General features: G+C 67.4%; 10 protein-coding genes and 2 tRNA genes. 8 read left to right on the plus strand and 4 right to left on the minus strand.

Annotated elements, in window-relative coordinates:
* Positions 1-60: 60 nt before the first annotated feature.
* On the minus strand, positions 61-729 hold the full coding sequence (locus VPH41_RS17310; RefSeq protein WP_152284446.1) for a response regulator: 669 nt from the start codon (positions 727-729) through the stop codon (positions 61-63).
* 22 nt (positions 730-751) lie between these two features.
* Entirely contained in the window at positions 752-1,123 is a 372-nt protein-coding gene (locus VPH41_RS17315; protein WP_152284445.1) for a YajD family HNH nuclease, read from the minus strand.
* A 281-nt stretch (positions 1,124-1,404) separates the two neighbouring features.
* Between VPH41_RS17315 and VPH41_RS17320 the strand changes: the two genes are divergently transcribed.
* From VPH41_RS17320 to VPH41_RS17330, 3 genes are all read left to right on the plus strand, one after another.
* On the plus strand, positions 1,405-4,425 hold the full coding sequence (locus tag VPH41_RS17320) for a PAS domain-containing protein (RefSeq protein ID WP_328570925.1): 3,021 nt from the start codon (positions 1,405-1,407) through the stop codon (positions 4,423-4,425).
* Positions 4,426-4,490: 65 nt separating this feature from the next.
* Positions 4,491-5,717 carry an exonuclease SbcCD subunit D C-terminal domain-containing protein gene (locus VPH41_RS17325; protein WP_328570926.1) on the plus strand — a complete coding sequence of 409 codons (1,227 nt, stop codon included), beginning with the start codon at positions 4,491-4,493 and terminating at the stop codon, positions 5,715-5,717.
* 16 nt (positions 5,718-5,733) lie between these two features.
* Positions 5,734-9,492, plus strand: coding sequence for an AAA family ATPase (locus VPH41_RS17330; RefSeq protein ID WP_328570927.1), 3,759 nt, complete (start codon positions 5,734-5,736; stop codon positions 9,490-9,492).
* A gap of 16 nt (positions 9,493-9,508) precedes the next feature.
* Here the strand turns inward: VPH41_RS17330 and VPH41_RS17335 are convergent, their stop codons facing one another.
* Positions 9,509-9,676, minus strand: coding sequence for a hypothetical protein (locus VPH41_RS17335; protein WP_193317067.1), 168 nt, complete (start codon positions 9,674-9,676; stop codon positions 9,509-9,511).
* Positions 9,677-9,854: 178 nt separating this feature from the next.
* Here VPH41_RS17335 and VPH41_RS17340 point away from each other — a divergent pair, with 178 nt between their 5' ends.
* The 5 genes from VPH41_RS17340 to VPH41_RS17360 all read left to right on the plus strand — a co-directional run bounded on the left by VPH41_RS17340 (position 9,855) and on the right by VPH41_RS17360 (position 12,649).
* Positions 9,855-10,064 (plus strand): hypothetical protein, encoded by a 210-nt coding sequence (locus VPH41_RS17340; RefSeq protein ID WP_034755039.1) that lies wholly within the window; start codon positions 9,855-9,857, stop codon positions 10,062-10,064.
* A gap of 71 nt (positions 10,065-10,135) precedes the next feature.
* Positions 10,136-11,014, plus strand: a complete 879-nt coding sequence (locus VPH41_RS17345; protein ID WP_328570928.1) for a hypothetical protein — start codon at positions 10,136-10,138, stop codon at positions 11,012-11,014.
* Positions 11,015-11,073: 59 nt separating this feature from the next.
* Entirely contained in the window at positions 11,074-12,252 is a 1,179-nt protein-coding gene (locus VPH41_RS17350) for a methyltransferase (RefSeq protein ID WP_152282636.1), read from the plus strand.
* 101 nt (positions 12,253-12,353) lie between these two features.
* Positions 12,354-12,430: transfer RNA gene (locus tag VPH41_RS17355), tRNA-Met, on the plus strand.
* Between the two features lie 142 nt (positions 12,431-12,572).
* Positions 12,573-12,649, plus strand: a tRNA-Met gene (locus VPH41_RS17360).
* A gap of 59 nt (positions 12,650-12,708) precedes the next feature.
* Here VPH41_RS17360 and VPH41_RS17365 read toward each other — a convergent pair.
* On the minus strand, positions 12,709-13,329 hold the full coding sequence (locus VPH41_RS17365; protein WP_328570929.1) for a hypothetical protein: 621 nt from the start codon (positions 13,327-13,329) through the stop codon (positions 12,709-12,711).
* Positions 13,330-13,337: the final 8 nt, after the last annotated feature.

A 13,337-nucleotide genomic window follows, 5' to 3' on the forward strand; every position in this document is an offset into this window, starting at 1 on the left:
CGTGACGACGCGTTAAGCATCGCCGCAACGGGCTGCCGCAGGGCGGCCCGTTTTCCGTTGTCACGCCGCTTTCGGCTTGTCGATGCAATAGCCGATCGCATGCACGGTGCGTATCAGCTCGCGCCCCAGCTTCTTGCGCAGGTGGTGGATATGCACTTGCACGGCATTGCTTTCCACTTCATCGCCCCAGCTGTACAGGTTTTTCTCCAGCTGTTCCCGGCTCAGCACCCGGCCGCCGTGTTCCAGCAGCAATTGCAGGATGCGGAACTCCTTCACCGTCAAGCTCACGGGCACGCCCCCCTGCGTCACCTGCCGGTCCGCGATATCGAGCACCAGCTCGCCGTGCACGAGATTTTCGCGCAGGCGCCCGCTGGCGCGCCGGCAGGCGCTGCGGATGCGCGCGGCCAGCTCGTCGAGGTCGAACGGCTTGACGAGAAAATCGTCGGCGCCCGCGTCGAGGCCCGCGATGCGCTCGCCCACCTGGTCGCGCGCCGTGACGACCAGTACGGCGCCGCTGTAGCCATTGTCGCGCAGCACGCCCAGCGCCTGCATGCCATCCTGCCCCGGCAAGCCCAGGTCCAGCAGGATGCAGCCATAGTCGTGCAGGCGCACGGCCGTGTGCGCGTGTTCGGCGCTCGTGACCCAGTCGACGGCGTAGCCGTCCTGTTCCAGGCCGATCTGCATGGCGCGGCCCAGCTGCGGGTCGTCTTCGGTCAGCAAGATGCGCATGGGGTCAGGCGGGATGGGCCGCTCAGTCCTTTTTCTTGATCAGGCCCGCCAGCGCGGCGAACGGATTGTGCGTGGCCGGCGCCACGTCGGCCGACAGCAGGCCGGCGCCGCGGTCCGCTTCCAGGTAGCGCGAGTGCTCATTGTCGTGGCAATACAGGCATAGCAGTTCCCAGTTGCTGCCATCGGGCGGATTGTTGTCGTGGTTATGGTCGCGGTGGTGCACCGTCAGCTGCTGCACGTTGGCACGCGTGAATTCGCGCATGCAGCGGCCGCACACCCACGGATACATCTTCAGCGAGCGTTCGCGGTAGCCGCTCTCGCGCTGGTCGGCGGCGCGGCGCGCTTCGGCCACGATCTTGTCCAGTCTTGCCGCGTCGGGCTTTTTACTCTGCATGACAACTTTCGATATGGGAGGAAGAAGCATCCATTTTAAAGAGGATGGGGGCGCAATTGTACTTTTTCTGCCACGGCGCCCGCCCGTATGGGGGACGGCGTGCTTTTTTTAACGTGCGCGGCACCACAGCTACCTGATTTAACGCAGAATAAGGCCAGCGACAGACCACGAACAGACGATGGGAGCGGCAGCACCGGGTTCAGCGCAGGACCGCCGATTTCGGCTATCATGCGCGCCACGCCGCCCCTCCCCTTTTCCATGACTCTAGCCTGCAAGCGCCCGTGATAGCGATAACAAGACCCCTGCAACGCCTTGCCAGCCGCCTTTACAGCATCAGCCTGGTGCCCCTGTTCGCGCTCCTGCTGCTGCTCGTGATGTGGGGCGCCGTCATCTATCAGGTGGGCCAGGAACAGGCCGGGGCCGTGCGCGACGCCGTCGCTGGCAGCCAGACCCTGGCGCGCACCCTGGCTGACCACACCAGCTACATCCTGCGCCAGACCGACCACGCCACGCAGCTGTTCAAGCTCAAATACGAGGAGTCTGGCGGCGAGCTGCGCCTCAACGAATTCACGCGCCGCCAGGGACTGCTCGACAGCGTGCTGCCGTCGAAGCTGGAATTGCCCATCGCCCTGGTCGACGCGCATGGCAACGTGACCGACAGCGCCAACGCGTATTTCCCGGAAAAGCTGGCGCACCAGGCCTTCTTCCGCGCGCTGGCCGCCAATCCGGCCGACACGGCCCTGGTCGACACGCCCATGCTGGACGCGGCCAGCAAGCACTGGACCATCCGCCTGGCGCGCCGCCTGAACGATGGCCAGGGCCGCTTCGCCGGCGCCATCATCATCCACGTCGATCCCACGTATTTCGTCGACGACTACGACCGCCTGAACCTCGACGAACACGGCGCCCTGATGCTGGTGGCGCGCGACAGCGGCCTGACGGTGGGACGCATCGGCGAACAATTGATCATCAGCGACCGCATCGATTTCCGCATGCCCGGCGCGCCCGATCACGCGCCCGAAGAACTGGTGATCGAGCCGCCCGTCGACGCCATCTCGCGCATCTACAGCTACCGCGAGCTGCCGCGCTACCCGCTGCTGGCCGTGGTGGGCGTGAGCCGTGCCGCTGCCCTGGCCCGTTTCGAACACCGCCGCAAGATATACCTGGGCGCGCTGATCGCCGCCAGCCTGCTGATCGCCGGCTTCACGGCGCTGCTGACGCGCCAGAGCGCCCGCCTGCGCCGCAGCATCCGCCAGGCCAAGGAAACGCAAGCGCTGCTGCGCGCGGCGCACCAGGGCAGCCTCGATTCCGTGCTGCTGCTGAAAGCCTGGCGCCCCGCGCCGGGCAAGCCCGTGGAAGACTTCATTTTCGCCGACGTCAACGAGCGGGCCGCCGACATGCTGGGCAAGCCGCGCTCGGAACTGCTGGGCCAGCGCGTGCTGCCGCAGGTGCCGCTGCTGCGCGGCGAGCGCTTCTTCAAGCGCTTTTTGCTGGTGATGGAAACGGGCCAGCCGCTGGAAGATGAGTTCGAGCTGACCTTGGCCTCGGGCGGCACGCGCTGGCTGCGCCACCAGGTCGTGCCCATCGCCGACGGCGTGGCCGTCACCTCGCGCGACATCAGTGCGCGCAAGCACGACGAACTGGCGCTGCAGGACAACCGCAGCTTCCTGCAGTCGCTGATCGACCATTTGCCCGTGCTGGTCTACGTGAAAAGCGCGCGGCCGGAGAATTTCGGCCAGATGGAAGTGTGGAACAAGGCGGCCGAGGACATCACCGGCCACCTGGCCGCCGACGTCATCGGCAAGACCGACTGCGAGGCCTTCCCGCCCGACTTCGGCCTGCACGATGCCGACGACGACCGCGCCATCCTGGCCGAACGGGGCGTCATCGACCATACGGAAAAGCCATTGCGCCTGTCTGACGGCAGCCTGCGCTACCTGCACGCCGTCTCCGTGCCCGTGTTCGACGAGCGCCAGCAGGTCGAGCATATCCTGTGCATCGCCGAGGATATCTCGCAGCGCCGCCAGCAGGAGCTGGAGCTGCGCCAGAAACAGGCCGAACTGGCCGCCGTCAACGACGCCTCGCCGCTGGGGCTGGTGCGCCTGGACCGCCAGCGCCGCTGCACCTACGTCAACCGCACCTTCGAATCGATCACGGGCCTGCCGCGCGCCGCAGCTCTGGGCGCCGGCTGGACCAGCGCGCTGCACCCGGACGACTATCCGCTGATGCACGTGGCGCTGGAGCAGCTCACGCGCAGTCACGCGCCGTTCCAGTCCACCCTGCGCTGCCTGCAGCGCGACGGCAGGCTGGTGTGGGTCTCCGTGAAGATCGCCCCCATCCTCATCGACGGCCAGATCGAAGGCTACGTGGGCAGCCTGGACGACATCACCACCTTGCGCGAATCGGAAGTGGCGCTGCTGGAAAGCGAAGCGCGCCTGCGCACCATCGCCGACACCCTGCCGGCCATGATCGCCTACATCGATGCCGACCAGGTCTACCGCTTCCTGAACATCGCCTATGAACGCGAATTCGGCCTGACGGGCCGGCAGGCGCTGGGCAGCAGCGTGCGCGCCACCGTGGGCGAGGCGCGCTACCGCACGGTGGCGCCGTACATCGAGCGCGTGCTGGCCGGCGAAACCCTGAGCTTTGAAGAGGAAGACGACAAGGAAGGCATCGAGCGCTGCATGGAAGTGATCTACATCCCGCAGATCGGCGAAGACAAGCTGCAGGTGGTGGGCTTTCACGTGATGCGCCAGGATATCACCGTGCAAAAGCGCGAGAAACAGCGCCTGCTGAAGCTGGCCCAGGTCGATGCCCTGACGGGCTTGTCGAACCGCGCGGGCTTCCAGCAAAAACTCAGCGACGCCATGCACGCCAGCCGCCAGCAGCAGCACCTGATGGCCGTCATGTACATGGATATCGACCGCTTCAAGCCCGTCAACGACACGCACGGCCACGGCACGGGCGACGCCCTGCTGCGCGCCTTCGCCCAGCGCCTGACGCAGACCATGCGCGCCACCGACATCATCGCACGCCTGGGCGGCGACGAATTCACCATCATCATGGAGCAGATCGCCCGGCCCGACGACGCGGCCGTGCTGGCGGAAAAAATCGTCGCCGCCATGCGGCAGCCGTTCGAACTCGATGGCATCAGCGTGCGCATTTCCGCCAGCATCGGCCTGGCCTTCTACCGCGACGAAGACATTTCCCCCGCCGTGCTGCTGCAGCGGGCCGACGTGCTGCTGTACCAGGCCAAGCAGGATGGCCGCAATACCTATCGCGCCGGCGCGACTATCGATTGAAGGCTGGGTCTGACCCCGGTCATTCCTGCTATATTGGCGCCTGTCTTCCCTACCCTTGCCCCACCATGCGCCTGCTGCACACTTCCGACTGGCATCTGGGCCAGACCCTGCACAATTACGAGCGGGGCTACGAACACCAGCGCTTCCTCGACTGGCTGCTCGACACGCTCGTGGCCGAACGGGTCGACGTGCTGCTCGTCGCGGGCGATGTGTTCGACAACGCCAACCCGTCGGCCGCTTCGCAAAAACAGCTGTACGTGTTCCTGCAGCAGGCGCGCGCGCGCCTGCCCGCGCTGCAGCTGGTCGTCGTCGCGGGCAACCACGATTCGGCCGGCAGGCTGGAAGCGCCCGGCCCCCTGCTGGCCGCGCACGGCACGCACGTGATCGGCCATTTGCTGCGCGATGCAGCGGGCGATATCGACCTGGAACGCCTGCTGCTGCCGCTGGCGGGCAGCGATGGCCAGGTGCAGGCCTGGTGCCTGGCCGTGCCTTTCCTGCGTCCCGGCGACGTGCCGAAACTGCCGGCCGGCGACACGCAGGACGCCTACCTGGGCGGCATCGCCCTGCTGTATCGCCAGTTGACGGACCTGGCGCTGGCACGCCGCCAGCCGGGACAAGCCATCGTCGCCATGGGCCACTGCCACATGGTGGGCGGCGAAATGTCCAACGATTCCGAGCGGCGCATCGTCATCGGCGGCACCGAGATGCTGCCGTCGGGGATTTTTGACGCCGCCATCGCGTATGCGGCGCTGGGCCATCTGCACAAGGCGCAAGCCGTGGGCGGACAGGAACATATCCGCTATTGCGGCAGCCCCATTCCCCTGTCGTTCGCCGAAGTCAATTACCGCCACCAGGTGCTGTGCCTGGACATCGACGGCGAGCAGCTGCGCGAGGTGCGCGCCATCGATGTGCCGCGCGCCGTGCCCCTCTTGCGCGTGCCAGCCACGCCGGCGCCCATCGGCGAAGTGCTGGCGCAGCTGGCCGCCCTCGACGTGCCCGAAGCGCCACCGGAAGCGCAGCCCTTCCTGGAAGTGCGCGTGCGCCTGGATGCGCCCGAACCGGGCCTGCGCACGCGCATCGAAACGGCGCTGGACGGCAAGCCCGTGCGCCTGGCGAAGATCGAAACGTCGAGCGCCGCGCGCAGCAGCGCCCCCGACAACATGACGCTCGACCAGCTGGGCCAACTGCAGCCCGACGACATCTTCCGCCGCCTGTACCTGCAAAAATACGGCAAGGAAGCGCCGCCCGAACAACTGTCGGCGCTGGCCGAACTGCTGCTGCCCGGCGCATGACTGCTCCAGAATAACCATGAAAATACTGAAAATCAGCGGCAAGAACCTGGCCTCGCTGGCCGGCGAATTTGAAGTCGACTTCCAGCAGGAACCGCTGGCGTCCGCGGGCCTGTTCGCCATCAGCGGCCCCACGGGCGCGGGCAAGAGCACCCTGCTCGACGCCCTGTGCCTGGCCCTGTACGACGCCACGCCGCGCCTGTTGAAGGTGCTGGGCCGGGGCAGCGCCCTGCCTGACGTGGGCAAGGAAACCGTCAATGCCCAGGATACGCGCACCCTGCTGCGCCGCGGCACGCCGGACGGGTACGCGCAAGTCGATTTCGTCGGCAACGACGGCGCCAGCTACCGCGCGCGCTGGAGCGTGCGCCGCTCGCGCACCCGGGCAGAAGGGGCGCTGCAGGCGACCGCCATGAGCTTGCACCAGCTGCCCGCGCTGCAGCCCATCGGCGGCACCAAGACGGAAGTCAAGGACGAGATCGAAAAGCGCATCGGCCTGTCGTTCGACCAGTTCACGCGCGCCGTGCTGCTGGCGCAGAACGAGTTTTCCACCTTCCTCAAGACGGAAGACAATGAGCGGGGCGAATTGCTGGAAACCCTGACGGGCAGCAGCATCTATACCGATATTTCCATGCGCGCCTTCGAACGGGCGAAAAAGGAAAAGCAGATCCTCGAACGCCTGGGCGAAAAACTGGCCGACCAGCGGCCCTTGTCGCCGGAAGAAAGGGTCGAGACGGAGACGCTGTGCGGCGCGGCCGAAACCATGCTGCAGCACATCGACCTGCGCAAGGCCGTGCTGGAACTGCAGCTGCGCTGGCACCAGGAGACGCACAAGCTGCAAAGCCAGGCGACGGCCGCGCAGCAGGCGCTCGACAGCGCGGCCGCCGACAGCGCCGCAGCGGCCGGGCGCCACGCGGCGCTGGCGCAATGGGAATTGCTGCAGCCGGCGCGCCCCCTGGCCGACGACGTGGCGCGCCTGGCGCACGACATCGCCGGCACCGGCGCCGCGCTGGAAGCGGCGCGCGTGCAGACGGCGCAAGCGGCGGCGACCGAAGCGCAACTGGCCGCCAGCGCGCAGCTTGCGGCGGCAGCCTTGCTGGCGCACGAAACGGCGCAACGCGATGCGGCGCCCCTGCTGGACCAGGCGAAGGCGCTCGACGCCAGTATCGGCGCCCACGTGCCCGCGCACCGCCAGGCCAGGGACGCGGCGCAGGCGGCCGACCAGGCCAACGACACGGCGCGCGGCGCACTGCAGGCATTGCAGCAGCGCCAGCACGCCATGCAGGCGGAGCAGGAAACGGCCCGCCTGTGGCTGGCATCGCACCAGCACTGGCAGGCACTGGCCGCGTCGTGGCAATTGTCGGATCAGTTGTTCGCGCAGGCCGGCCAGGCCGCCGCGCAAGCCGATGCGGCCGATGCGGCGGTGGCGCAGGCGGCGCAGCTGCTGCGGCACGCCGGCGGCGCCGCGCGCGAGGAGCAGGTCGCGCTGGCCGCTGCCGCCCTGGCGCTGGCCGCGCGCGATGCGGAGCGGCGCGAAGCGGCTGGCGCCGTGCAAGCCATCGACGCACGGCTGCTGCAGGAACAGCGCGGCCAGCTGGAAGACCATGCGCGCCAGTTGAATACGGCGGAAAAGACGTGGACGGAACTGGCGCGCAAGCAGCAGGAACTGGCGCACGGGCAGGCGCGGGCCGCGCAACTGTCGCTGGCGGCGCAGGCGGAAAGCGCGGCCCTGGCGATGGAGGGGGCCAGGACGGCGCTGCTGGAAGCGGGCCTGGCGCAGGCGGAAAAGTCCCTGAAGGGGGCGGAAGCGGCGTGCGCGGCCAGCGTCGGGCAATTGCGCGCCACCTTGCAGGACGACCAGCCCTGCCCCGTCTGCGGCGCGCTCGAGCACCCGTACACCCACGCCGACGACGCCTTGCAGGCAATGCTGGCCAGCTTGCAGGACGAAGTGCTGGCTTGCCGCACGCAGGTGCGCAGCAATCTGGAACAGCTGGCCACGCACAGGGCGGCGCTGGCCGCGACTGCGCGCGAACAGGCGCAGACGGATGCCGAACTGGCATCGCTGCCGCCCGCCATCGCCGCCCTGGACGCGCAGTGGCAGCCGCATGCAGCCACCCTGCAGCTGCCGCCGGAATCGCAGCGCGCGGACTGGTTCACGCAGCAGCTGGCGGCCACCGCGTCCTGCCTGCAGGCGCTGGCGCAGCAGGATGCGGCGCTGCGCCAGGCCGGCGTGCGGCGCGAGCAGGCGCAGGCGGCGCACGAACTGGCCGCCGCCGAACACGCGCGCCTGACGGCTGCCGCCGCCGAAACGCAGACGCGGCTGGCGCAGTTGCAGGCGCAGCAGGCGGCCAGCCAGGACAAGGCGGAGACGTCGCGCAGCGCACTCGATGGCTTGCTGGCGCAGCTCGATGGGGCCTTTGCCGACACGGATGGCGCCGAAGACTGGAAAGATGGCTGGCGCGCCGGCCCCGCCGCCTTCCGCGCGGCGCGCGAAACGGAAAGCCGGCAATGGCTGAAGCAGCACGCGGAGCAGGACAGCCGCAGCCACGCGCTGGCGACCCTGGCCGCGCAACTGGAGGCGGCCGGCGCGGCCGCGCACACGGCGGCGCAACTGGCACTGGAGGCGCACACGGCATTTGCCGCCCTGGACGCGCAGCTGAAGGCGCTGCACACGCAGCGCGCGGCGCTATGGGATGGCCAGCCCGTGGCCGACTTGGAACGCGCACTGGCCGGCGCCATCGCGCAGGCAAAAGATCGGCTGGCGCAGCAGCAGGCGGCGGCGCAAGCAGCCAGCCAGGCGCGCGCGCGCCTCGACGAGGCATGCGCGCAAACGGCGCTGCGCCTGGACGCCTTGCGCCAGCAAGGCCACGACGCGGCGGCAGCGCTGGAGCACTGGCTGTGCCAGTTCCAGCTTGCCCATCCGGCCCATGCGCCCGCCGACCTGGCCGGCTTGCGCGCGCATCTGGACGTCGCGCCGGAAGCCATGCGCGCGGAGCGGGCCGCCCTGCAAGTCATCGCCGACCGCCACACGACGGCGCTCTCCGTGCTGGCCGAACGCCGGCAGCGGCATGCGGACCACGTGGAGCGGCCACCGGAAGCGCTGGAAGCGGACGAGGCCGTGCTGCAGGCCGCGCTCGACGCGCTTGGCGCCGAACGCCAGGCAGCGAACCAGGAAGCGACGCGCCTGCGCCTGGCCATCGCGCAGGACGATGCAAGGCGTCACGGCGCGCAAGCGATGCTGGCGCAAATCGAGGCGCAGGCCCTCATCGAGCGTCGCTGGGCCAGCCTGAATGAACTGATCGGCTCGGCCGACGGCAAGAAATTTCGCAACTATGCACAGCAATTCACGCTGGAAGTGCTGCTCGGCTACGCCAATACGCACCTGGCCCACCTGGCGCGCCGCTACCAGCTGGAACGCATCGACAACCCGAACAATCCATCGCTGGGCCTGATGGTGCGCGACCAGGACATGGGCGGCGAACTGCGCTCCGTGCACTCGCTGTCGGGCGGCGAATCATTCCTCGTCTCGCTGGCCCTGGCGCTGGGCCTGGCCTCGCTGTCCTCGAACCGCGTGCGCGTGGAATCGCTGTTCATCGACGAAGGCTTCGGCAGCCTGGACACGGAAACCCTGCGCGTGGCCATGGATGCGCTCGACGGCTTGCAAGCGATGGGACGCAAGGTGGGCGTCATCTCGCACGTGCAGGAAATGACGGAACGCATCGCCACCCGTATCCTCGTGCAGCCGGGGTCCGGCGGCAAGAGCGTGGTGACGGTGCGCTAACGGCGTGGCAAAGACGTCATCGAGGCAGCGGTTCGCGGCCCAGCCTGAGCAAATCCCAGCCCAGTTCGCGGCGGATCTGCTCGGGGTCGGGCGGCGGCCGGCGCTGCTCCAGTTCCGCTTTCAACCATTTCCTCACCAGCTCCTTGGCGGGCTGGGCTGGCTTTTCCTTGTCACGCTTGTCCATGGTGCTACCTCTTCAATGGCGGTCAGACGACCTCCTATATACGCTCAACGTCATGGCGCGGATTCAGTTGACGTCCGCGTGGCGCAGATGCAACAACGTGTAACGATGGCCGGAGTGCGTTAAAATCGCCGCCTTCGCATAGGCACCGCCTACGCCCCGCAACAGTTCAAGGAAACCCATGAAAGCCGCCCGCAGCCTCACCTTCAAGTGCGTAAAATGTCACAAATCCATGCAGGTCTACCTGCAGAAAGTCTCCGCCTGCTCGCATATCCAGCCTTACCAGGGCATTTGCGCATGCGGCGAGCTCAAGCGCCACGCCACGGGCCAGGCCGATGCCGTCAAGTCCTACCTGGAATCGGCAGATGGTAGCTGGTCGCACCACCACTGATGGTTAAAGTATGGGCGGCGGCTGTCGTTAATGACGGTACACAGCCCATATAGAACCGACTAGAACCGACCATGCCCCAGCTTCCCGCCCTCCTTTCCGGCTCGCGCCAGCCTGCCGCCACTACCGTGCCAGCGCAAACGCCGCAAAAAACGGGCGCCGGCACGGCCGGGCTTGCCGCTTCGCCCCTGATGCAGCGCACGGCGCAGGACGTGGTGGCCCTGTCGAAAAATGGCCTGGACCTGTCGGCCAAGGGACTGGAGCAGCGCACGGATGCGCTGGGCAACGCCACCGTCGACGTGGCGCAGGATTTCCTCTCCACCATGACGCGCCAGCTGTTCGGCGACGGCGCCAGCATCGCCTTCGATTCGGTCGACCTGCAGGCTGGTTCCAGCGTCAGCAGCGGAAGCGCCAGCGTCTCGGGCGCCAGCGGCAGCAGCCGCGCCGCCGCCTTCAGCCTCGATGAAAACGCGCATTTCATCGGCAAGGGCAAGATCACCACGGCCGATGGCCAGACCTTCGACTTCGAACTGGAAGTGCAATACCAGTCGAACATCAGCGCAGGCGTCCTTGAGCAAACGCAAGAAGCCGGCGAAGAAGCCAGCTCCGCCGATGACGGCGCCCTGCCCGCCAAAGAGTTGCCCGCCACGCACTTCGCAGGCAATCTGCACGACCTGTTCCAGCTGCTGGGCCAGCAATTGCAAAGCAGCATCTTCAATGGCAATTCCTCCGCCAGCCCATCCGATGGGGCCAGCGCCAGCGGCAAGGAAGGCGACCTGATGGGCAGCCTGAGCTTGCGTCTGCTCAAGCTGGTGCAGCCGGACAGAAGCTTTGATGCCGCCGAGGCGGGCAAGAAAGCGGCAGCATCCACGCCGGAAGAGCAGGCGCGCGCCCGCGCGCTGGCACTGGCCTATGGCACGGACACCGCAAAGAGCACGGCCAGCGACGTATAATGGAAGACGGCCTGCGCAGGCGACCATGCCGCGCGCCCACCTTCTATCGATTGAGTCCCATGTCCGACACCTCTTCACCTACCGTCCATCCGCAGATCCACTGGAGCGAAAACGGCGCCGAACATTCGGCCCGCTGGCGTTCGGAAAGCGGCATGCCGCCGCCCAAGCGCGTCGTCATCGCCGACGACCGCACGACGGCCGACCAGGCTTACCGCCTGGCCTGCGAAGGCACCGCCATGCTGTGGCGCGGCGACTTCCAGAACGCGCGCCAGCTGCTGCAGGCGCTGGCGCGGCGCGCCGACCACAAGAATGACAAGCCCAGCAAGAAGGCCAAGGCCGCCAAGCTGGCAAAACCGGAACCCACCGCCACGGAAGCGTTCCACCTGCACCGCCAGGCCCAGTCGCAGCGCGCGCGCACCCTGGCCATGCTGCTGCTGCCTTTCGACGCCGATTACACGATCCCGCTGCGCCGCGCGCCGGACGTGAAACTGGCGTGCAATGAAGCGTATGGCCGTGGCGAAGACGCCTTCGTCGCTTCGCTGCGCGAGCTGCTGGGCCTGATCGGCGCGCACGAATGGCGCCGCACGGGCGTGGAACTGCCCGCCCTGGGCCAGCGCATCCATCCCCATTACGGCGTGTTCGCGCCCATCCGCGGCGAATACGTGGGCCTGGTGGCCGACGCACCGCTGCCTGCGCGCGCCAGCCTGGCCTTCGACATCGGCACGGGCACGGGCGTGCTGGCCGCCGTGCTGGCGCAGCGCGGCGTCGCCCGCATCGTCGCCACCGACCAGGACCCGCGCGCCCTGTCCTGTGCGCGCGAAAACCTGGCCCGCCTCGATTTGCAGGACAAGGTCGACGTGGTGCAGGCCGACCTGTTCCCCGCCGGCCGCGCGCCGCTGGTCGTGTGCAATCCGCCATGGCTGCCCGCGCGTCCCAGTTCGCCGATCGAATACGCCGTCTACGATCCGGACAGCCGCATGCTGCGCGGCTTCCTCGCCGGCCTGGCCGGCCACCTGGAGCCAAACGGCGAAGGCTGGCTGATTTTATCGGACCTGGCCGAACACCTGGGCCTGCGCCCGCGCGCGCAATTACTCGAGTGGATAGCGCAGGCCGGCTTGAAGGTCGTCGACCGCCTGGACGTGAAACCTACGCACCCGCGCGCGCAGGATGCCACGGACAGCCTGCACGCGGCCCGTTCGAAGGAAGTCACGTCGCTGTGGCGCCTGGCCGCGGCCTGAAACGCAACCAAAACCGGGACTTGAAAAGGGACTGGAGGGACTGGAAGCCGGGCGCAAGACACGGCCATTGCGCATTGCAGCAAACCCCGCTATAATTCGCCTGCGGGGTGGAGCAGTCTGGCAGCTCGTCGGGCTCATAACCCGAAGGTCACAGGTTCAAATCCTGTCCCCGCAACCAATACCGGAAAGCCGCTGATTCTTGCAAAAGATCAGCGGCTTTTTCCATTGCGCCGCGGTATATCCATGGCCATCATGCAAGCCAAATCCCCTCAGTGGCGATCAGCTCTTTCGCAATGCAGCAAACTCATATATAATTCGCCTGCGGGGTGGAGCAGTCTGGCAGCTCGTCGGGCTCATAACCCGAAGGTCACAGGTTCAAATCCTGTCCCCGCAACCAATACTTGAAAGCCGCTGATACTTGCAAAAGATCAGCGGCTTTTTCATTGCTGGCCGCCTTTATGCGGTGGCGGCGCTTGCCCTGATCTGCCTGGCCGCCGCATGCAGGCTGGCCGCCACCCGTTCCAGCTTGTCCGCTCCCGCCGTTTCCGCCAGCGCGGCAAACGCGCTGATGTGAAACGTGGCCACCATGGCTGGCGAAACATCGAGCTCGAGCGCCGTCGTGCTCAATGCCGTCGACGCTTCAAGATATGGCTCGCTGCCCGCCTCGAAGGCCTGCTTGGTTTCCAGTAATTCCTGACCGCCCTCCGCCTTGGCCAGGCAGTCATCGACCTTTTGCTGGAAAGCGGGCAAGGTATCGCGCGCGGGCCCGGCGTCCGGCGCCGCTTCAGGCTCCGCTTCTGCTGGCGCGGGCGCAGCAGCCGTTGCGACCGGCGCCTTGTTGCCCATGTCGCGCATCGTCAGCCAGCGCTCGACGGCAAGGAAATCGGCAAACGGCTCCGCCACCTTGGGATTCATCAGCCAGACCTCGCCCGTGCGCCAGTCGATCCGGGCACCGCGCTCATTTCTCGCCAACAAAATATCCTTGCCGCCATCGGCATTCGACACCCGGCCGATGTCGAGCCAGTTCATCACTTCCGCCTGGCGCGACATCGCGTTCACCCGGTGAAAGTAGGCCAACCATAAAA

The sequence above is a fragment of the Janthinobacterium sp. P210006 genome (assembly GCF_036231885.1).
Lineage (GTDB): Bacteria > Pseudomonadota > Gammaproteobacteria > Burkholderiales > Burkholderiaceae_D > Janthinobacterium > Janthinobacterium violaceinigrum.

Bases quoted from the DNA above. Each gene is read 5' to 3' on its own strand.
- VPH41_RS17310 (WP_152284446.1), bottom strand. From the start codon at position 729: ATGCGCATCTTGCTGACCGAAGACGACCCGCAGCTGGGCCGCGCCATG.
- VPH41_RS17315 (WP_152284445.1), bottom strand. From the start codon at position 1,123: ATGCAGAGTAAAAAGCCCGACGCGGCAAGACTGGACAAGATCGTGGCC.
- VPH41_RS17325 (WP_328570926.1), top strand. From the start codon at position 4,491: ATGCGCCTGCTGCACACTTCCGACTGGCATCTGGGCCAGACCCTGCAC.
- VPH41_RS17330 (WP_328570927.1), top strand. From the start codon at position 5,734: ATGAAAATACTGAAAATCAGCGGCAAGAACCTGGCCTCGCTGGCCGGC.
- VPH41_RS17335 (WP_193317067.1), bottom strand. From the start codon at position 9,676: ATGGACAAGCGTGACAAGGAAAAGCCAGCCCAGCCCGCCAAGGAGCTG.
- VPH41_RS17340 (WP_034755039.1), top strand. From the start codon at position 9,855: ATGAAAGCCGCCCGCAGCCTCACCTTCAAGTGCGTAAAATGTCACAAA.
- VPH41_RS17345 (WP_328570928.1), top strand. From the start codon at position 10,136: ATGCCCCAGCTTCCCGCCCTCCTTTCCGGCTCGCGCCAGCCTGCCGCC.
- VPH41_RS17350 (WP_152282636.1), top strand. From the start codon at position 11,074: ATGTCCGACACCTCTTCACCTACCGTCCATCCGCAGATCCACTGGAGC.